Here is a 19,367-nt window from a genome sequence, read left to right on the forward strand (position 1 = left end):
TCCTCATTTCTCTAATTCAGTAAAGTGCTCCGAAAACTGGTGAAGATCACGTGCAATGTGAGCGTCGGACCCAAAGATAAGTGGGATTCCTTTAGATTTCGCAATGCGTGCTATATGTAGAGGAGGATAAGGCTCTTTACAAAATGATTTTGCATAGCCTGCACTATTCAGATCTATCTCTAAATTCGCGTCCTTAATTGCTTCGACAATGCGCAACAACTGCTCAGTGTCATCAGGGAAGGATGGCAGAGCGTGTTGGAATTTATGGATGAGTGAAAAGTGTCCGATTCTTTTGGGTTTCCAGTTTCCGAGAGAAGTTGTAATAGATTTTAGCACAGTAGCGTAATAAAGTGAATAGAACTGATCGGCAGAACCCAGTTGCGCGACTGTCTCTAAATAAAGCTCCTTTGAGTAGTCAATGCAAACATACTCATTCATAGGAAGCTTTAAGAAATGTACAGATAGAATACTATCGTCAAGCTCAGGACCGTACGTGTTTAAAAAGCTGGTTGTCTCACGTTCAAATCCTTCGATATAATCTACCTCTAAGCCCACATTCACGACCAAGTCAGTAGAGTAGGCTTTTTGCACATAACGTACAGCTGTAACATAGGATTCTAAATTTCGTAAGTCCATTCCACTATCACGAGTTGGCGTTGTGTCGACGAAGCCTTCTGGAAGGGGGGCATGCTCGGTAAAACTGATTTCTTTGATGCCAAGCTCTATGGCTCGTTCACAATATAAGGCAAAACTATCCTTAGAGCCATGTGGGCAAAACGGTGTATGAATATGTCCGTCACGTCTCATCTTGAAAATCCTCTCAAAAAATAGTTACAATAGATTGAAACAATCTTAACATAACATGGTAAACTAGAAGAACAACAAGCGTTTGGAACAAAGGAACAGGGGGCTTCTAATGGAATATCTTATCCCACTACTCATTGTCATCCTTGTGGCCATTGTCGTTATTCTTGTATTTCGAAGAAAACATAACGCCACAATCAATGAGTTGGACAATAAAAAACAACAGATTCAACACAAACCGATACTTGAAGAGATGACAAAAGTGAAGCAACTCAATATGAACGGGCAGACAGAAGAGATGTTTGAGCGTTGGCGCAACCTTTGGAATGAAGTAATGGACCACGACATTCCTGAAGTCGACTCCCTACTTTTTGATACAGAAGAGTTTGTCGACAAAATGCGTTTCGGAAAAGCATCGAAAACCGAACAAGATATTCGAGACCGTTTACATAAAGCGGAACAGAAAATGAATTCCATCTTGGAAGAATTACATAACCTGATTGGCAGTGAAGAAAAGAACCGAATTGAGATGGAACAAATCCAAGAACAATATCGAAGTGCTCGTAAAAATGTACTTGCCCATCAATATTCATTTGGAGAGGCTCTTCCAGCGCTTGAAAAAGAACTTGAAAGCTTCCAACCTGAGATGGCAGAATACAACGAGCTGACATCGAAAGGGAATTACATGAGTGCACGTGAAGTCGTGATGCGTTTACGTGAAAAAGGCGATCAATTATTCCCGAAACTTCATGACATTCCAACATTGTTTTCGGAAGTGTCCACAAAGATTCCTGCAACCCTGCATGAACTGCGCTCAGGTAAAAATGAAATGGAGTCACAAGGGTACTTCTTAGATCATCTAGAAATCTCACATAAACTTGATGCGATGGAATCAGAATTAGTTCAGCTAAAGCTACAAATTGCAGAGCTGACGGTTGGGCCAGTTAAACGCCGGGTCGAAGAAATGAAAGATGAATTGGAATCAGTATATGATTTGCTTGAAAAAGAAGTGAAAGCAAAAGCTTATGTCGATCACCATCACCTTGCAATTGCAGAGCGTTTAGATCAAACAAAACAACAAACACTCACAGCACAAGAAGAAGCGAATTATGTCCGTCAGAGCTATCATCTAACAGACGAGCAACTAGCGATTCCTGTGAAGTGTTTAGAAAAATTAGCGACAGCTGAATCAAAAATGACACTTATTCAAACACGATTGAGTGAAGAGCGTTCGGCTTACTCTTCTTTAGAAGAAGAATTGCGTGAACTCGACCAATTAACAGGTGAACAAGATGAAATTCAAAGCGAATTCCACAACCGTTTAAAGAACTTACGAATTGATGAGAATACCGCTCGTGCGAAAATTGTCGAACTTAAGCGGACGTTGCACGTAAAAGAACGCAGCCTGCAAAAGGCGAACTTACCAGGCGTTCCAGAAGAAATCGATGCACGCTTTGAAGAAGCGGATGAAAACATCTTTGTCGTTGAGCAGAACTTGCAAGAGGTACCTCTTAATATGACCACTGTTGACACGAATATGAAAAAGGCAGAAGGCGCTGTTCAAGAAGCAGTTGCGAAAGCAGATGAAATGCTTGAAAATGCCTTACTAGTTGAGCGCATCATTCAATACGGAAATCGATACCGGACTACAAATACGGCTGTCAATGTGAAGCTACTTGAAGCGGAACATGCCTTCCGTCAAAAACGCTACTCAAAGGCTCTTGAAGAAGCTGGAATTGCGGTGGAACAAGCAGAACCTGGGGCACTAAAAAAGATTCAAAAGATGATGAAAGAACAACAATGGAATCACTAAAAGCTGCCGCTTTGGCAGCTTTTTGTTATGGAGGTGGAACACGATGATTTATTTAGATAATAGTGCTACAACAAAACCGGACCCAAAAGTTTTAGCTGCATTTCTAAAGGTCAATGAAGAATTTTGGTTTAATCCATCTTCTATTCATGAAGGTGGAGAAAAGGCAAACAAATTATTGGAATCAGCCCGAACGCAAATTTCCAGTCTTTTAAAAACAGACTCCAAATCTGTTCTATTTACTTCGGGAGGAACAGAAGGCGCGAACTTTGTATTGAAACAAGCGGCTGTGGACCGTGAATCTATAGGAAAGCACATCCTCATTTCCGCAGTAGAGCACCCGTCTGTTTTAGAAGTGGGGAAGTATTTATCTACTAGAGGATTTGAAGTGGAATGGTTAGAAGTGAACACTGACGGTATGGTGCTTGTAGAAGAGCTCGAGCGCAAGATTCGAAAGGATACGTCCGTCATCTCTGTTCAACATATAAACAATGAATTGGGCACATTACAGCCTATTCGTGATTTAGTGAAAGTGGCACGAGCACGTTCTCGAGCAGTGTTTCATGTAGATGCCGTACAAAGCGTTGGAAAGGTAGTTGTAGATTTTGATAGTCTTCCGGTAGATTGGATCACACTATCCGCGCATAAATTTCACGGGATAAAAGGTACTGGCATAGTGGCATGTCATTCAAACATCCATTTAGAACCACTCATTCATGGAGGTGGACAAGAGTTCGGCTTAAGAAGCGGCACTACTGCTGTCGCACAAGCTGTCTCGACTGCTAAAGCTTTTCGTATAGCTGTGGAATCTTTAGAACAAACTTCCACCCATTTAGCAAGGTTAAAAGCGTCTCTGGTGACTTTTTTTCATGACCACCCATTTGTCACTGTTTTGACACCTGCCAGTTCTGCCCCACATATTGTAACGATTGCAGTGAAAGGCGTGACGGGAGAAGTACTTGTCAATGCACTAGAAAAGAAGGGGATTTATGTTTCAACAAGCAGTGCATGTTCATCGAAAAAAACGACAAGAAGTCATGTGCTCGAAGCCATTGGACTTTCAAAAGAGTTGATTGATGGTGTGATTCGGATTAGTATGGGGAAGGACACGACCGAGCAGGATGTTCAGACGCTTCAAGATGTGATGAACGAAATCCTCCGGCAATTAGAAAGGAATTTAAAAGTATGAATTGGGATCGAATTATAGTTCGCTACGGGGAACTTTCAACAAAAGGACGTAATCGTCGTCAATTTACGAATCGACTACGAGACAATATTCGTTTTTCATTTGAGGATATTCCAACGCTTCGCTTGCAAGCAGAGCGCGACAGAATGTTTTTAATGACAGATACAGATGCAGACATGCAAAAGCTGTTAACTCGACTTCCAGCAGTATTTGGAATTCAATCATTCAGTCCCGTCGCGAAAACTGAGAAAACAATTGATGCAATGGCAGCAACTGCAATTGCAATTTTAGAGGAATTAGAAACAGCAGGGAAGACATGCAAAGTAACAGTTAAGCGTTCGGATAAGAGCTTCCCGCATGAAACGAATGAGATTCAGCATCTAGTTGCGAGTCAAGTACTGCGTCATTTTGATGGATTAACGGCAAAGATGAAAAATCCAGATTACACGATTAAAATTGAAATTTTGCAAGATGCAGCGTATATCTCTGCACAAACTATTGCAGGTGCTGGTGGAATGCCAGTTGGCTCAAATGGTCGCTCGTTACTTATGTTGTCTGGTGGAATCGATAGTCCAGTAGCAGGATATATGATGTTAAAACGTGGCGTGCGTTTGGATGCCATCCATTTTCATAGTCCGCCATATACGAGTGAGCGATCATTAGATAAGGTGAAGGACTTAGCCGAAAAGTTAAGTCACTTCGGTGCGACTGTGCGTCTCCATGTCATTCCATTTACTGAAATTCAAGAAGCGATTCAACAGCAAATTCCAAAAAATGTATCAATGACCACTACCCGACGCATGATGTTAAAAATTGCGGATCAAGTGCGTGCAGACATTGGAGCTCTTGCAATTGTTACTGGGGAAAGCCTTGGTCAAGTGGCGAGTCAGACATTGGAATCATTAACAGCTATCAATGAAGTTACGGCGACTCCTGTTTTACGTCCATTGATTGCAGAAGATAAATCGACGATTATTCAACTTGCTGAACAGATTGGCACATATGAAACGTCGATTTTACCATACGAAGATTGCTGTACCATTTTTGTGCCAAGTGCACCGAAAACAAAACCAAAACTTGAAAAAGTGACGTTCTACGAAAGCTTTGAAACATTCGATGCGCGTATCGAAAAAGCAGTGGCGAATCGTGAAGTGTTCCGCTTCCCACAAAAAGAACAAAAGCCAGAGTTTGACGAGTTATTATAAATGAAAAAATTTCCTTGTAGCAAAATGTATGAATTCGCGAATTCGGTTCATTCTATTTGCACAAGGAGGTGACACACACATGGCAAACAACAACTCAAATAAGCTTGCGGTACCTGGTGTAAAACAAGCGCTTGATCAAATGAAGTATGAGACCGCTCAAGAGTTTGGCGTACAGTTAGGTCCAGATGCCACTTCACGTGCGAATGGTTCAGTTGGTGGCGGAATTACGAAACGTTTGGTTCAGATGGCTGAGCAACAATTAAACAACGGTCGTCAAAGCTAACGGAGAATCCGAATGACTCACACTGTGAGTTGTTCGGATTTTTTTATTTTTTAGATGTGGAGAACGCCACTCAAGAAACTCCGAAGAAATCAGACGTGCCCGTGAAGGCGCTCTTCAGCCTTTGCGAGTGCGGCTGATTCCGGAGCGTGTTTCTGGCGTTCGCAACTCGATTACATTTTAGATGTGGGGAACGCCACTCAAGAAACTCCCTCCACCCAGGACGCCATTTCCTGGGGGAGTTTCCCCGAGCCTCCCCACGTAAGATGAAAGAACAGCACTTTCATCTTCGTTGCCGGGTCTCGTGAAAACTCCAACGGCCCGGGAAATAGCGCCCTGACTTCCGGGAGTTTCTTTGGATCCTGTCACCATTTCAGCAATGAAGAAAAGCATATAGCAACCAAGCGTTGCCCCCACAAGCAAATTCAGCAGCAAATCACAAAAGTGCATCACTAAAATTCAAAAGTTGCACACAAAGCGCGGAAAGTTGCACACAAAAAACAATTTCCAGCAGCAAATCCGAAAAGTGCATCACTAAAATTCAAAAGTTGCACACAAAACGCAAAAAGTTGCACACAAAAAACAATTTCCAGCAGCAAATCACAAAAGTGCATCACTAAATTTCAAAAGTTGCACACAAAACGCGGAAAGTTGCACACAAAAAACAAATGCCAGCAGCAAATCACAAAAGTGCATCACTAAAACTCAAAAATTGCACGTCAAATCTAAACTCGTTGACAGGCACCATTTTGCCTCGATATTTATTGAAAATCCCCATTTAACAACATTGTGGTTTACCAGCAGTTCCCAAAACGTACCTGTCACCACAAAAGAGCCACCATAAATAATCCTGAAATTCTGTCGTTTACTTCAACAAACTGAAGTGATACACTGAAACCATTATTTCGAAACTAAAAATAAATACGAGGTACTCATCATGACAACTGAACAAAAAGGCATCGCACAGGTTTTTCTAGCCTACCTTCTTTGGGGACTCATGCCGATCTACTGGAAGACTGTACAGCACATTTCTAGTGATGAAATTTTAGCAAGCCGCATCGTCTGGTCATTCATATTTACAGTCCTCTTAATCACTGTACTTCGTGATATTCCGAAACTAAAGACGGACTTGACGAATCTGTGGGCAGACAAAAAAGCATTTTTTAGCTTGATGATTGCATCTTATTTAGTGACGGCGAACTGGTTCACATTTATCTTCGCTGTGAACAGTGGGGAACTTGTGCAGACCAGTCTAGGTTACTACATCAATCCATTGATTTCTGTGTTACTAGGAATCGTTTTTCTTGGAGAAAAATTAAGTGACGCACAAAAAGCAGCCGTAGGAATTGCAGCTGCTGGAGTTATGATTTTAACCTATACATATGGAGAGTTGCCTTGGATTTCCCTAGTGCTTGCAGGGAGTTTTGCATTTTACGGATTGATTAAAAAACAAGCAAAAGTAGGAGCGATTACAGGCCTTGCCATTGAAACATTTTTTGTTTTACCGTTTGCCTTCATTTATTTAGCCTACTTATTCACGCAAGACTCTCTTCAATTCGTTGAAAGCGAGCCGATTACAATGCTTTTGTTAATGTTCTCTGGCGTAGCTACTGCATTACCGCTGCTACTCTATGCAAGCGGAACAAAGCGAATTCCCCTGTATTTATCAGGCTTTATTCAATACATTGCTCCGACCATCATGTTGGTGCTCGGTGTTGTTCTTTACAATGAACCGTTCTCAAACATGGAATGGACGGGCTTTAGTTTTATCTGGGTAGCGCTTGTTTTGTTTTCGGTATCCAAATTTATACAAATAAAACGCTCGTTATAAAAATGAGCGTTTTACTTTTTCCCAGTAGCTATTGTCTTTCAATTTCACCGTTTTCACAACGCGCTCACTCAATCGAATGTCAATCGTGTTCACGTGCTGAATACTGAGTGCTTCATTGTCTGTAGACATCGTCGGATAGTCGTTCCAATCGTCGTGAAGTTCTAGACGCAGTGTGCGATTGCCACTTAAAATAAATGGCGAACCTAATGAACGGTATTCATTGTTGTTCATAGAAGCTACTTCAGTCACCTGGAAGCATGGAAGCTGAGGATCCACAACAGCACCGCCTAATGATTTATTATAAGAAGAGCTTCCCGTAGGTGTTGAAACTACAATTCCGTCACCACGGTACGTTTCTAAAAGTATGTCGTCAATCTTAACATCCATCGCAATAGTCTTCATGATGTTTGAACGAATCGCAAATTCATTTAAACAATAAAAATGCGGTTCTCCGTTAACGGATATTTCGATGACTGGATATTTACGCACTTCGACGCGGTCTTGGATAATCGCATCTGCCATATTCGGGAAGTGCAGTTCTTCTAATAAAAAATCACAGTACATCGCAAGTGTTCCAGAAGTGGAGATACCTGCATATAATACGTCTTGGCGAAACCCTGTTTTCCGCACAGCTTGAAGGAAGCTTCCGTCTGAACCGACGCTTACAATGATCGACGCTTCCTCAGGAGATAGCACTACTTGTAACCCTTGAGCATCAATCGCAGTTCCTAATTCTTGTCGAAGTTGTTGTGAAGCTTTGTCGTTTTTGGCATAAATATAAAGAGCGTTACGTTTTTTCACTCTATTCGCCCCTTTCATGAGGTTTCTATATTTAATTTACCACGGAATGAAACATTTCTGCATGTTTTACGTAAACAGTAAGGAATAGACAACAAGGAGGAATCAACTATGAATGTAAAACGTTGGGTCGCACTAGGAATTGCGACACTACTCGTCGCTGTATCCATCATCGTCAACTCAGTATCCGCAGCTTTTTCTACAGATTTTTCATCTTGGTTAGATGATTATGAGGCGACACTCATGAATTCAATGACAACATCGGTCATTGAACCTGGAGACGTGACAGACCGGATCGCAGTGTTACGTGTGGAAGGAGTCATTCAAGACACGGGATCTGCATCAAGCCTATTAGGAACAACTGGCTATAACCACGGATTTTTCTTAGCACAACTGGAAGAGGCGAAAAATGATCCGTCTGTAAAAGGAATTGTACTATCTGTAGACTCTCCAGGCGGTGGCGTGGTGGAATCAGCTGAAATCTATAAAGAACTTATGAAAATTAAAGATGAAACTGAAAAGCCGATTTATGTGTCAATGGGTGGTATGGCAGCTTCAGGCGGCTATTACATTTCAGCACCTGCTGATAAGATTTTCGTGATGCGCGAAACGATGACAGGTTCACTCGGTGTTATTTTACAAAGCATCAATTATGGAGAACTTGCAGAACGTTATGGCGTGGACTTCGTGACAATTAAAACAGGTCCTTACAAAGATATTTTAAGTCCAACACGTGAAATGCTTCCGGAAGAAGAAGAAATGCTTCAAGAAATGATCAATGATTCGTACGAAGAGTTTGTCCGTATCATTGCAGAAGGACGTAATATGACAGAAGAAGAGGTCCGTGCAGTCGCAGATGGGCGAATTCTAAATGGTCGTCAAGCAATTGAAGCGAACCTTGCAGATGATTATGGATTCGAAGAAGATGTCATCGCAGCACTCAAAGAAGACTTAGATATTCCAAATGCAGAAGTGTTCGAATTTACACAAGATCAAAGCTTGAGCGCATTATTTGGTGTCAAAGCCCGTTCATTCCTAGGTCTAGATATTGAAACACAATTAATCTCAAAGTTGATCACAGACAATCAAGCTCCTCGCATGATGTACTTATACGGTGAGCAGTAAGGAGGCCGCTGATGGAAACAATCACAGATTTTCGACCAAAATATGCAGGATTCTGGACGCGTTTTTGGGCGTATCTTTTTGACTTATTGATCGTTGCAAGTATTGGCTGGCTTGTTGTGCGTCCGATATTTCGTTTAACAGGACTCGATTTAAACGAATCGCTCTGGTATGCGCCGATTACGATTGTCTCGGTAATCATCTTTTATACCTACTTCACATTGATGACATTCTTCCTGCAACAAACGCTTGGAAAAATGATTATGGGAATTCGGGTATCTACCGTAACATATGAAAAACCAAACTTTGTGACCGTGCTATTCCGTGAGACTGTTGGGCGAATTTTGTCGGTCATTCCGTTCAATTTGCCGTACATTATTGTCGGATTTACACCGAAAAAGCAGGCAATCCACGACTTCATTGCAGATACCATTGTCCTACATGAAGAAGATTACGCGAAACTTCAGCTTCCAAAACCGGTGGAACAACCGAATCAGTTGCACCAACCGAACCCTGTACAGTAAGATGATAGCAGAGTGAAAAAGGAGGCGGTTCATAGATGGCATCAGTAACATTTAAAGGAAATCCTATGACATTACCAGCAAACGAGGTAAAAGTAGGAGACAAAGCACCAGACTTTAAAGTACTTGCAAACGATTTATCTGAAGTGACACTAGCTGATTCAGCAGGAAAAGTACGCTTGATTAGTGTAGTACCTTCTTTAGATACAGGCGTCTGCTCAACACAAACGAATAAGTTCAACAGTGAAGCAGCAAGCATGGGAGACAATGTAGAAATCTTAACGATTTCAAACGACCTTCCATTTGCACAAAAGCGCTGGTGTGGAGCAAACGAAGTCGATGCAGTGCGTACATTGTCTGATCACCGCGATTTATCGTTCGGTGAAGCATACGGTGTTACGATGAAGGAACTTCGCTTACTAGCACGTTCAATCTTCGTTGTGGATGCAAACGACACAGTCACATATGTCGAGTATGTGCCTGAAGGAACAGACCACCCGGATTATGAAAAAGCAATTGAAGCTGTGAAAGAAGCAGCAGGGAAATAATAGACGTGCCCACTTCCTCGAAGTGGGCATCTTTTACGTTACGAAAAGGAGTAGACTATGAACGCAGTAGAACAGTATTTTACAAAACTCAATACAGCAGCTGAACAAATTGAGAACTCAGGACAAGGCACGTATTTAGAAGGTGTTGTCTTTGGTCTTGAACGCTGGTTACTTGGAAGTGAAGAATTTACCGGCATCGAGGCATCTCGTGAGGAAAAACGCCGTGCCATCCAGTTAGCTATATTAAAGGGTATGCGCAAATCATCACAACCGAATCACCAGATGACACCTGATGCTCTTGGGATGCTCGTTGCATTTCTAGTACAAGAACTAACCGAACAACAATCTTCAGTCCGCATTTTTGATCCCGCCATTGGAACAGGCAATCTGTTATTTACAGTCGCGAATCATCTAGAAGGAAAAGAAGTTGGCCTTTATGGCAGTGAGATTGACGAACTACTCATTCAACTGGCTTCCCAGACAGCCGAGCTTCTCTATCAGCCTGTTGAGCTGTTTTTACAGGATTCACTGCGTCCATTGTTACTTGATCCTGTTGATGTTGTTGTCAGTGATTTACCTGTTGGCTATTATCCAGACGATGAGCACGCAGAAACTTTCGAGCTGCGTGGGTCTGAACAACATGCCTACGCCCATCACCTCTTTCTTGAACAATCTATGAACTACACAAAAGACGGGGGAACATTGATATTTTTTGTACCAACCAATTTGTTCTCGTCTAAAGAAGCACAAAATCTGCATACGTTCATTTCAAAAGTAGGCCAGTTAGAGGCTGTCTTCCAACTACCAAAAGAGCTTTTCAAATCAGAGGCTTCTGCTAAAGCACTGATCGTGCTACGAAAAGACAGGGAGAAAACGCGACCGAAACGTGATGTTTTACTTGCGCAAGTTCCAACCCTGTCCAATAAAAAAGGCATGGAGTTGTTCTTTGAAAAAGTGCGTCAGTGGAAGTAAACTAAAAGAAATGGTGTGGAGAGGAAGATCTTATGAAAAATATTTTAGCCATTAATGCAGGAAGCTCTAGTTTAAAATTTCAGCTTGTTCGCACTCCAGACGAAGAAATTGTAGCGAAAGGTTTGATTGAGCGAATCGGACTCGCTGATTCCTACATTACAGTCTCTGTTGGCAGTAACAAAGTGAAAAAAGAAGAGCTGATCCCTAATCATGAAGTAGCTGTAGATTTATTGATGGCCGCTTTGATTGAAACAGGCGCTATTTCTTCCTTACATGATATTCATGGAATCGGCCACCGCGTCGTCCATGGCGGGGAAGTGTATAGTGATTCGGTCATGATTACAGATGAGATTATTGACAAGCTCGTGGAACTTTCAGAACTTGCACCTCTTCATAATCCTGCGAATATTACAGGCATTCAAAGCTTTAAAAAAGCGTTGCCAGATGTGCCGGCTGTTGCTGTATTTGATACAGCTTTCCATCAAACAATGCCAGAAAGCTCATTTTTGTATTCAATCCCGTATTCGTATTATGAAAACTACGGCATTCGGAAATATGGCTTCCACGGCACGTCGCATAAATATGTTTCAGAGCGAGCGGCTGAACTATTAAACCGCCCGATTGAGACGACACGATTTATTTCATGTCACCTCGGGAATGGAGCAAGTATTGCGGCGATTCAATATGGAAAATCTATTGATACATCAATGGGGTTCACACCACTTGCTGGTGTAACAATGGGAACGCGTTCAGGGAATATCGATCCGTCACTCATTCCATTTTTGATGGAGAAGACAGGAAAAAGTGCGGAGCAAGTACTGGATGTATTAAATAAAAAGTCTGGGATGCTTGGCGTCTCAGGGTTCTCTAGTGATTTGCGCGATATCGTCGAACAAGCTGAAAAAGGCAATGACCGTGCGCAGCTTGCACTAGATGTTTTCGCGGATCGTATTCATAAGTACATTGGCTCGTATGCTGCCCGCTTGAATGGTGTAGACGCAATTATTTTCACGGCAGGTATTGGAGAAAACAGTTCAATCATTCGTGCCAAAGTACTCGAAGGTCTTCAGTTCATGGGTGTCTACATGGACCCAGAGTTGAACGAGCAGATTGGTAAAGAAACACCAATCAATTATCCGCACTCACCGGTTAAAGTGCTTGTCATCCCTACAAACGAAGAAATCATGATTGTCCGTGACACCGTGCGTGTTGCAGATTTAGATTAAACTAGTTTTATTAAAATGAAGTTGAGTGGAGTGGAGGGGCTGACTCCGGAGGGATCAAAAAGCGGAACGTGAGACCCCACAGGCGCGTTCTTCCGCCGAGGAGACTCACGCGCGCCCTCGGAAAGCAGACCCGCAATGGAACTCAAGTTTATTTATCCAACCAAAAACAGCACCATCTCTAGAAATTACTCCAGAGATGGCGCTGTTTTTTAACTTTACTTATTCTACATCATCAAACTGAGAATCTGTTCGTACTACCAATACGTCACACTTCGCAGAGCGAACAATATTTTCAGAAACACTACCGATCAAGAAACGTTCTACTGTATTCAAACCAGTAGCACCCACAATGATTAAGTCTGCGTTCACTTTCTTCGCAAGATCTTTCGAAATCATCGTTTTCGGTGAACCGTACTCAACCATAACGTGAACATTCGCCACACCATGTTTTTCTGCTTCTTTCTTGTATCCATCTAGTAGCTCTTCTGCAAAATTTTGTGCACGTTCTGCAATCGAACGGTCATACGCTTCAATTGCCGCAAATGAACGTGTATCAATAATGTTCACGAGGTGAAGTGTTGCATTGTTTCGGGAAGCAATCGCTACTGATTTCTTAAAGGCAAGCTCCGCTTCTTTTGAACCATCCACTGCTACTAAAATTTCGTTGTACGTTAGTGTCATTTGAAAATCCTCCTTATAATTGAATTCACTTATACCTTTCGACAAGACTTTCCAAATCTCCTTTTTTAATTTGTGAACAATTTAAGAAACTACTAAAAAAATAACTAGAGCTTTTTTTTATACAATTTGCTAAAATGGATTTGATTTGAAGAAAGGGAGGCAGTTCGAATGAAAATTGGCGTTCCAACAGAAGTAAAAAACAATGAAAACCGTGTCGCGATGACACCAGCTGGAGTCGTAACTCTAGTTTCAAGCGGTCACGAAGTATATATTCAAGCAGGTGCTGGACTTGGTTCTAGTTTTACAGATGAAGATTACACAAAAGCAGGTGCACATATCGTAGCGACTGCGCAAGAAGCATGGCAACAAGAAATGGTGATGAAAGTAAAAGAACCGGTTGCGTCTGAATATGAATTGATTCAAAAGGATCAAGTTCTGTTTACATACCTTCACCTTGCTCCAGAACCAGAATTAACAAAAGTGTTACTTGAGAAAAATGTTACAGCTATTGCTTATGAGACGGTTCAATTACCAAACAACTCACTTCCACTCCTAACTCCGATGAGTGAAGTAGCTGGTCGTATGGCAACACAATTAGGTGCCCAATACCTTGAAAAAATCAACGGCGGAAAAGGGATTCTTTTAGGTGGGGTTCCAGGCGTTGAGCGTGCAAATGTAACAATCATCGGTGGCGGAATTGCAGGAACGAACGCTGCGAAGATGGCAGTCGGCCTTGGAGCAAACGTAACAATTATCGACCTTAGCCCAGAGCGTCTTCGTCAATTAGATGAAATGTTTGGAGCGACTGTTCATACATTGATTTCAAATCCTTACAATATCGCGGAGTCTGTAAAAAATGCAGATTTAGTGATCGGAGCTGTTCTAATTCCGGGGGCGAAAGCACCGAAATTAGTATCAGAAGAAATGATTAAGTCAATGACACCAGGTTCTGTTGTGATTGATATCGCAATCGACCAAGGTGGTATTTTTGAAACATCTGACCGCATTACTACACATGATGAGCCTACGTATAGTAAACACGGAGTCGTTCACTATGCAGTAGCAAATATGCCTGGAGCTGTACCACGTACGTCAACAATTGCTTTGACGAATACAACAGTTCCTTATGCACTACAAATCGCAAACAAAGGCTACAAGCAAGCATGTTTAGACAATCCTTCTCTATTAAAAGGATTAAATACATTAAACGGAGTATGTGTCTATAAAGCAGTAGCAGATGCACAAGGCATTGAGTACCGCGATGTAAATGATGTACTTGCAGTTATCTAATGATGTAGAGCTGATTCTTAGTGAATCAGCTTTTCTTTTTTGGAAGGAGGGGTTCGAGTGCTATTTGTCATGCTAGGTGGGGCTGTTGGCACTTTGTTGCGAGCAGGTTTGTCGTATTGTATTCCGTTTGGACTGTTCGGGATTCCCATTGCCACATTGATTGCGAACCTTCTCGGGAGTGCGATGATGGCACGAATTTCTCTTGTTCGTTTTGAAATGCTTCAAGACAATTGGCGGAAATTTTGGATGACGGGTGTGCTCGGTGGTTTTACAACGATGTCCATTTTTAATTGGGAAGCATTGCAAATGATTCAGCAAGGGGAGTTTCTAGTGTACGCCGTCTATGTGGGATTAACACTGCATGGTAGTGTGCTTGTTGCGCGCTTCGTGTTAAAGAGGGGGCGAGCGGCATGATTATCGTATTTCTTGCAATCGGAGGAGGTCTTGGGGCGGGTGTTCGTTACGCGTTCAGTCGTTTTAATAGAAGTTTCCCATTTGGAACACTCCTAGCAAATCTCCTTGCTTCTTTTTCTATCGGCATATGCATTCCTTCTACCCAATCGGGGGAGGGACTGGCATTTTTTGTTGTCGGGTTTTGCGGCGCACTGAGTACGGTTTCAACATTTGCGCTAGAAGCAGCTACAAGTGATCGACCGCTTCGCTACGGCCTAGTCACATGGGCTTCGACACTTATTGCTGTAAGTTTGGGGTATTTCATCACCATCATTTAAATCAAATAGTTTCCATAATAGCAGGAAGTGGTGAACGTCAGCAAATAGCCATCGAATCTTTCGACTTAGGCAGCGAATCTTTCCACTTATCCAGCGAATCTCCCGACACAATTGGTGAATAACCATAAAAACGCCACCCGCAAAATTACGAGTGGCGTTCTATCTAAAATAGGTGCCTGTCACCAATTACCAGCATTTCCTATTTGGTGCCTGCCGCAGCGCCAGAGATTGAGGCCAGCTAGAGTGCCGTTCTACACATCTAAAACTAGTAATTCCTTCGTAAACTTCGTCAAAACTTCCACACCATCTGCCGTAACCACAACGTCATCTTCAATTCGCACACCCGTTACTTCTGGGTGGTAAATACCTGGCTCAATTGTGAAGACCATTCCTTCGCGTAAAGCCATATCATTTTCCCCGTGAATCGATGGGAATTCGTGAACCGAAATGCCAAGACCATGTCCAAGACGATGTGTGAAATACTCTCCGTATCCTGCCAACGTAATAATGTCGCGTGCTGCTTTATCCAAATCTTTCGCGAGCACTCCAGCTTTAACAAGTGATACGGCTTTTTCTTCCGCTTCTTTCACTGTTTCATAAATCGTTCGCTGTTCTTCCGTTGGTTCACCAAATGCTACGGTACGCGTGATATCCGAACAATAGCCATTCACGATAACACCTAAATCAAAGAGGATGAAGTCGCCTTTTTGGATTTTTCGATTACCGGGCGTTCCATGAGGAGATGCTGTTTTCAATCCGCTCAGTACCATCGTACTAAAGGACATGCCATCCGCACCTTTTGCTTTAACTGCGGTCTCCACTTCAGACAAAATTTCCATCTCTGTTTTTCCTTCTGCAATCAGTGAGCATCCAACTTCAATCGCATAATCGGCAAGTTCTGCTGCCTTACGAAGATGGACGAGTTCTTCTTCCGTTTTGATTAAACGCATTTCCGTCACGACGTCATCAATACCAGAGAATGTCACGCCTTGGATGCGACTTTCTAAAAATTCCATCCGTTCAACCGTCATGTGGCTTTTCTCAATCGCAAGCTTTGCAACAGGAACTGTAAACGATGAGACAAGTTTATCCCAAGCGTTTTCAGTATCTACATGTCCTATCAACTGGCCACTAAAGAATTCTTTTGCATCTGGTACTTCCATTTGAGGGCAAATTAAAAAACTTTCACCATCAGCAGGAATGAATACCCCGAGTAATCGTTCGTGGGGATTGCTACGAAACCCTGTGAAATAGAAAACATTATCGGGATGTGTGATAAAAGCTGCGTCGACCTGATGTTCTTTCAATTGATATTGTAGAGCTGTAATCTTCTGCATGTGAAAAGACCTCCTATGTATATGACTACCTATTTTCCATCCTAACATAGTAGAATAAAAGTTAGCAGTAAAATCTGACTATTGGAGTGATTCCTATGAAAATTTCGTACCATGGACATTCGGTTGTAAAAATTGAAACTGGAGACCACACAATTTTAATTGATCCATTTCTTACGGGGAACGGACAGACAGATTTGCAAGCGAAGAATGAAAAACCTACACATATTCTCTTAACTCATGGCCATAATGATCATGTTGGCGATACAATTCATCTGGCCAAAGACCATGGTGCACTTGTTATTGCAACATTTGAACTGGCGGATTATTTAGCTACTCAAGGTGCAGACACACATGGCATGGGAATTGGCGGGAGCCGAGAGTTTGATTTTGGAACTGTAAAGTTTACACAAGCCTTCCACAGTTCTTCTTATACAGACAATGAGGGGACAGTACACTATACCGGTATGCCAGCGGGATTACTCTTGAAGATTGAAGGTAAAACGATTTACCATGCTGGAGACACAGGGTTGTTTAGTGACATGAAATTAATCGGGGAGCACGGCATTGATCTTGCTTTCTTACCAATTGGTGATAACTTTACGATGGGACCTCGTGATGCTGCACGCGCGGTGGAATTTATTGAACCAAAGATCGTTGTGCCTATGCACTACAATACTTTTCCACCAATCGAACAAGACCCTGAACATTTCAAATCTCTTGTACACAGTGCTGATGTTCAAATTCTTAAAGCCGGGGAAGAGGTTCGTTTTTAGTAGACTGTGGTAAGATAAGAGCACCAATCAGACAGGACGTGAAAGACAGTGGCAACAAAGCACGAGCAAATTTTGAGTTACATCGAGTCGTTACCTATTGGAGATAAAATCTCGGTTCGGCAAATTGCAAAGGATTTAACAGTTAGTGAAGGAACTGCTTACCGCGCTATAAAAGAAGCGGAGAATCGTAGACTCGTCTCAACGATTGAACGCGTGGGGACAATTCGTATTGAAGTGAAACGCAAAGAAAACTTCGAGCGTTTAACTTTCGCAGAAGTTGTGAACATTGTAGATGGAATAGTATTTGGCGGGAAATCAGGTTTACATAAGTCATTAAGTAAATTTGTGATCGGTGCCATGCAAGTCGATGACATGATGCGCTATGTGGATCCTGGAAACTTGTTGATTGTCGGAAATCGCTACAAAGTTCATGAACATGCGCTCAAAGCTGGAGCGGCTGTGCTAGTAACCGGAGGATTTGACGTGCCGGAATCGTCTAAACGCTTAGCCGACGAGCTAGAACTGCCTTTAATTTCAACAAGCTACGATACATTCACTGTAGCAACAATGATTAACCGCGCAATTGATGATCAATTGATCAAAAAAGATGTGCTATTAATAGAAGACATCTTTATACCAAAAGAACAGACTGCATATCTGCATGTCACAGATACGGTTGAGAAATATCGTGAACTGAACAGCACAACAAGCCACGGAGGGTATCCAGTTCTTGATTCAAAAGATGTAGTTGTAGGAGTCGTAACGGCACGAGATGTAATGGACGCACAAAGTATGGATACAATCGACAAGGTGATGACGAAAAACCCGATTGTTATCACATTGACGACGAGTGTTGCAGCAGCGAGCCACAGAATGGTGTGGGAGAGTATTGACCTTCTTCCGGTCGTTGATGACTCGAACCGACTAAAAGGTATCATCAGTAGGCAAGATGTTTTAAAAGCATTGCAAGCATCTTCACGCCAGCCACAAAACGGAGAGACGATTGATGATTTGATCAAGTCTCAAATGACGCCTGCAACTGATGAAAAATCAGGAACAGCTTTTACGGTGACACCTCAAATGACGAATCATTTTGGAACCTTGTCCTATGGAGCTTTTACTACTGTTTTGGCAGAAGCAGGATCTCAAGCATTGCGCACGAAAAAGCGCATCGAAAGTGTTGTTGAAAATATTACGATTTACCATACCAAGCCGGTTCCACTAGAAGCGAATATCAAATTGTATCCGAAAGTTCTCGATTTTACTCGTCGTATGGCGAAAGTGGATGTTGAGGCATATAACGATAAACAACTTGTAGGGAAAGCTCTTATTACGTATCAAATATTCGACCATTAAAAGAGGCTGGGACAAAACTCGGCCAATAATATAAAAAATGGTCATCGCGATTGAGTGATGACCATTTTTTATGGATAATTTCAAATATGCGGTCAGAGTTCTTACACTCTGACCGCATATTTTCTTAGGTTCACCGCCATGAGCGCTAACCCTATGTCGTTTTCGACCTTCGGTCGGGTGCGGACAGAGGCGCGAGTGAAACCCAAATTAGCCTTCAAGAATCCAAAAACTGGTTCCACGTCCGTCTTGCGACGACGATAGATAGAACCGGTTTCTTCATCTGAAAGCTTTGTTCTTACATATTCTTTTTGCTCTTCCCAGGTGACATTTACAGACATCGTGCGATTCGTTCCCTCGTATGCCCTTGTACACTGCGACCGGAATGGACAACCACCACAGTCTTCTGCTCGATATACTTTGAAATGGCGTTCGAAGCCTGTCTTGTCTCTGCGGACGCTCATATGGGAGAAGTTGAGTCGTTTAGAGTTTGGACATTCATAAGAATCGGTTGATTCGTCATAGGTCCAGTTCGCTGTCTGGAATGGGTTGTTTTTATACGATCTCTTCTGTTCTCGAAGATACTGACCATAGGTGATGAGTGGTGTCTTTTGGCGTTTCACTAAGATGTCGTTGTAGTTCGGCTCGCTGCCATATCCCGCATCGGCCACGATATGTTCAGGGAGTTCGAAGAACTCTTCTTCGATCTTGTCTAGGAAAGGGATCATCGTCTTCGAGTCACTGGGATTTGGGAATACTGCGTAAGCGAGAGTGTACTGATTCTCTGTTGCGATCTGTAGGTTGTAGCCAGGTTTCAATTGCCCGTTCCTCATATAGTCATCTTTCATCCGCATGAATGTGGCGTCCTTGTCCGTCTTGGAATAACTGTTTCGCTCACC

The 19,367-nt window shown here is 42.4% G+C and carries 20 protein-coding genes; 15 read left to right on the plus strand and 5 right to left on the minus strand.

Translation table 11 applies throughout. From position 1 onward, the window contains the following. Positions 1–3: 3 nt before the first annotated feature. Positions 4–807 (minus strand): histidinol-phosphatase HisJ, encoded by an 804-nt coding sequence (gene hisJ / locus AB5N96_RS06070; RefSeq protein ID WP_204590473.1) that lies wholly within the window; start codon positions 805–807, stop codon positions 4–6. Between the two features lie 109 nt (positions 808–916). Here hisJ and ezrA point away from each other — a divergent pair, with 109 nt between their 5' ends. The 5 genes from ezrA (at position 917) to rarD (ending at position 7,116) form a co-directional block, all read left to right on the plus strand. Beyond that, on the plus strand, positions 917–2,617 hold the full coding sequence (ezrA, locus tag AB5N96_RS06075; protein WP_499704943.1) for a septation ring formation regulator EzrA: 1,701 nt from the start codon (positions 917–919) through the stop codon (positions 2,615–2,617). A 43-nt stretch (positions 2,618–2,660) separates the two neighbouring features. Next, the gene (locus AB5N96_RS06080; RefSeq protein WP_499704944.1) at positions 2,661–3,803 is read left to right on the plus strand and encodes a cysteine desulfurase family protein; all 1,143 of its coding nucleotides are present in this window, start codon (positions 2,661–2,663) and stop codon (positions 3,801–3,803) included. After that, on the plus strand, positions 3,800–5,005 hold the full coding sequence (thiI, locus tag AB5N96_RS06085; RefSeq protein ID WP_499704945.1) for a tRNA uracil 4-sulfurtransferase ThiI: 1,206 nt from the start codon (positions 3,800–3,802) through the stop codon (positions 5,003–5,005). Before AB5N96_RS06080 ends, thiI begins: the two co-directional genes overlap by 4 nt. Before the next feature lie 79 nt (positions 5,006–5,084). Then, entirely contained in the window at positions 5,085–5,288 is a 204-nt protein-coding gene (locus tag AB5N96_RS06090; protein ID WP_499704946.1) for an alpha/beta-type small acid-soluble spore protein, read from the plus strand. Positions 5,289–6,222: 934 nt separating this feature from the next. Further along, positions 6,223–7,116, plus strand: a complete 894-nt coding sequence (gene rarD / locus AB5N96_RS06095) for an EamA family transporter RarD (RefSeq protein ID WP_499704947.1) — start codon at positions 6,223–6,225, stop codon at positions 7,114–7,116. Here the strand turns inward: rarD and AB5N96_RS06100 are convergent. Beyond that, complete coding sequence (locus AB5N96_RS06100; protein WP_499704948.1) at positions 7,111–7,917, minus strand: NAD kinase; 807 nt, start codon at positions 7,915–7,917, stop codon at positions 7,111–7,113. The genes rarD and AB5N96_RS06100 overlap by 6 nt on opposite strands. A 108-nt stretch (positions 7,918–8,025) precedes the next feature. On the opposite strand from AB5N96_RS06100, the gene sppA reads away from it, so the two are divergent. From sppA to AB5N96_RS06125, 5 genes are read left to right on the plus strand one after another with little or no spacing between them, the layout of a single operon-like run. Beyond that, a complete protein-coding gene (gene sppA, locus AB5N96_RS06105; RefSeq protein WP_204590466.1) occupies positions 8,026–9,039 on the plus strand; it encodes a signal peptide peptidase SppA in 1,014 nt (337 codons plus the stop codon). A gap of 11 nt (positions 9,040–9,050) precedes the next feature. After that, positions 9,051–9,560: an RDD family protein gene (locus AB5N96_RS06110; protein WP_204590465.1), complete on the plus strand. Its 510-nt coding sequence runs from the start codon at positions 9,051–9,053 to the stop codon at positions 9,558–9,560. 35 nt (positions 9,561–9,595) lie between these two features. Beyond that, positions 9,596–10,105, plus strand: coding sequence for a thiol peroxidase (tpx, locus tag AB5N96_RS06115; protein WP_204590464.1), 510 nt, complete (start codon positions 9,596–9,598; stop codon positions 10,103–10,105). Positions 10,106–10,162: 57 nt separating this feature from the next. After that, complete coding sequence (locus AB5N96_RS06120) at positions 10,163–11,077, plus strand: class I SAM-dependent methyltransferase (protein WP_499704949.1); 915 nt, start codon at positions 10,163–10,165, stop codon at positions 11,075–11,077. 32 nt (positions 11,078–11,109) lie between these two features. After that, the gene (locus AB5N96_RS06125; RefSeq protein WP_204590462.1) at positions 11,110–12,303 is read left to right on the plus strand and encodes an acetate kinase; all 1,194 of its coding nucleotides are present in this window, start codon (positions 11,110–11,112) and stop codon (positions 12,301–12,303) included. A 219-nt stretch (positions 12,304–12,522) separates the two neighbouring features. On the opposite strand, the gene AB5N96_RS06130 is transcribed toward AB5N96_RS06125, so the two are convergent. Further along, the gene (locus tag AB5N96_RS06130) at positions 12,523–12,984 is read right to left on the minus strand and encodes a universal stress protein (RefSeq protein ID WP_204590461.1); all 462 of its coding nucleotides are present in this window, start codon (positions 12,982–12,984) and stop codon (positions 12,523–12,525) included. Positions 12,985–13,152: 168 nt separating this feature from the next. Between AB5N96_RS06130 and ald the strand changes: the two genes are divergently transcribed. From ald to AB5N96_RS06145, 3 genes are read left to right on the plus strand one after another with little or no spacing between them, the layout of a single operon-like run. After that, positions 13,153–14,274 (plus strand): alanine dehydrogenase, encoded by a 1,122-nt coding sequence (ald, locus tag AB5N96_RS06135; RefSeq protein WP_392454057.1) that lies wholly within the window; start codon positions 13,153–13,155, stop codon positions 14,272–14,274. A gap of 57 nt (positions 14,275–14,331) precedes the next feature. Further along, a complete protein-coding gene (locus AB5N96_RS06140; RefSeq protein WP_499704950.1) occupies positions 14,332–14,688 on the plus strand; it encodes a FluC/FEX family fluoride channel in 357 nt (118 codons plus the stop codon). Further along, a complete protein-coding gene (locus AB5N96_RS06145) occupies positions 14,685–15,005 on the plus strand; it encodes a fluoride efflux transporter FluC (RefSeq protein ID WP_499704951.1) in 321 nt (106 codons plus the stop codon). Before AB5N96_RS06140 ends, AB5N96_RS06145 begins: the two co-directional genes overlap by 4 nt. Positions 15,006–15,256: 251 nt before the next feature. On the opposite strand, the gene AB5N96_RS06150 is transcribed toward AB5N96_RS06145, so the two are convergent. Then, on the minus strand, positions 15,257–16,342 hold the full coding sequence (locus tag AB5N96_RS06150; RefSeq protein ID WP_499704952.1) for a M24 family metallopeptidase: 1,086 nt from the start codon (positions 16,340–16,342) through the stop codon (positions 15,257–15,259). A gap of 95 nt (positions 16,343–16,437) precedes the next feature. Here AB5N96_RS06150 and AB5N96_RS06155 point away from each other — a divergent pair, with 95 nt between their 5' ends. Next, positions 16,438–17,115, plus strand: coding sequence for a metal-dependent hydrolase (locus AB5N96_RS06155; RefSeq protein WP_499704953.1), 678 nt, complete (start codon positions 16,438–16,440; stop codon positions 17,113–17,115). A 48-nt stretch (positions 17,116–17,163) separates the two neighbouring features. Further along, entirely contained in the window at positions 17,164–18,471 is a 1,308-nt protein-coding gene (locus AB5N96_RS06160; protein ID WP_204590298.1) for a DRTGG domain-containing protein, read from the plus strand. 101 nt (positions 18,472–18,572) lie between these two features. Here AB5N96_RS06160 and AB5N96_RS06165 read toward each other — a convergent pair. Next, positions 18,573–19,367: transposase (locus AB5N96_RS06165; protein ID WP_499704954.1), on the minus strand; the 795-nt coding region annotated here is incomplete at its 5' end.

The sequence above is a fragment of the Chryseomicrobium imtechense genome, assembly GCF_041475995.1.
In the GTDB taxonomy this organism is placed as follows: Bacteria; Bacillota; Bacilli; order Bacillales_A; family Planococcaceae; genus Chryseomicrobium; species Chryseomicrobium aureum.

Coding starts and splice junctions, on each gene's coding strand:
- hisJ (WP_204590473.1), bottom strand. CDS start 807: ATGAGACGTGACGGACATATTCATACACCGTTTTGCCCACATGGCTCT.
- ezrA (WP_499704943.1), top strand. CDS start 917: ATGGAATATCTTATCCCACTACTCATTGTCATCCTTGTGGCCATTGTC.
- AB5N96_RS06080 (WP_499704944.1), top strand. CDS start 2,661: ATGATTTATTTAGATAATAGTGCTACAACAAAACCGGACCCAAAAGTT.
- thiI (WP_499704945.1), top strand. CDS start 3,800: ATGAATTGGGATCGAATTATAGTTCGCTACGGGGAACTTTCAACAAAA.
- AB5N96_RS06090 (WP_499704946.1), top strand. CDS start 5,085: ATGGCAAACAACAACTCAAATAAGCTTGCGGTACCTGGTGTAAAACAA.
- rarD (WP_499704947.1), top strand. CDS start 6,223: ATGACAACTGAACAAAAAGGCATCGCACAGGTTTTTCTAGCCTACCTT.
- sppA (WP_204590466.1), top strand. CDS start 8,026: ATGAATGTAAAACGTTGGGTCGCACTAGGAATTGCGACACTACTCGTC.
- AB5N96_RS06110 (WP_204590465.1), top strand. CDS start 9,051: ATGGAAACAATCACAGATTTTCGACCAAAATATGCAGGATTCTGGACG.
- tpx (WP_204590464.1), top strand. CDS start 9,596: ATGGCATCAGTAACATTTAAAGGAAATCCTATGACATTACCAGCAAAC.
- AB5N96_RS06120 (WP_499704949.1), top strand. CDS start 10,163: ATGAACGCAGTAGAACAGTATTTTACAAAACTCAATACAGCAGCTGAA.
- AB5N96_RS06125 (WP_204590462.1), top strand. CDS start 11,110: ATGAAAAATATTTTAGCCATTAATGCAGGAAGCTCTAGTTTAAAATTT.
- AB5N96_RS06130 (WP_204590461.1), bottom strand. CDS start 12,984: ATGACACTAACGTACAACGAAATTTTAGTAGCAGTGGATGGTTCAAAA.
- ald (WP_392454057.1), top strand. CDS start 13,153: ATGAAAATTGGCGTTCCAACAGAAGTAAAAAACAATGAAAACCGTGTC.
- AB5N96_RS06145 (WP_499704951.1), top strand. CDS start 14,685: ATGATTATCGTATTTCTTGCAATCGGAGGAGGTCTTGGGGCGGGTGTT.
- AB5N96_RS06150 (WP_499704952.1), bottom strand. CDS start 16,342: ATGCAGAAGATTACAGCTCTACAATATCAATTGAAAGAACATCAGGTC.
- AB5N96_RS06155 (WP_499704953.1), top strand. CDS start 16,438: ATGAAAATTTCGTACCATGGACATTCGGTTGTAAAAATTGAAACTGGA.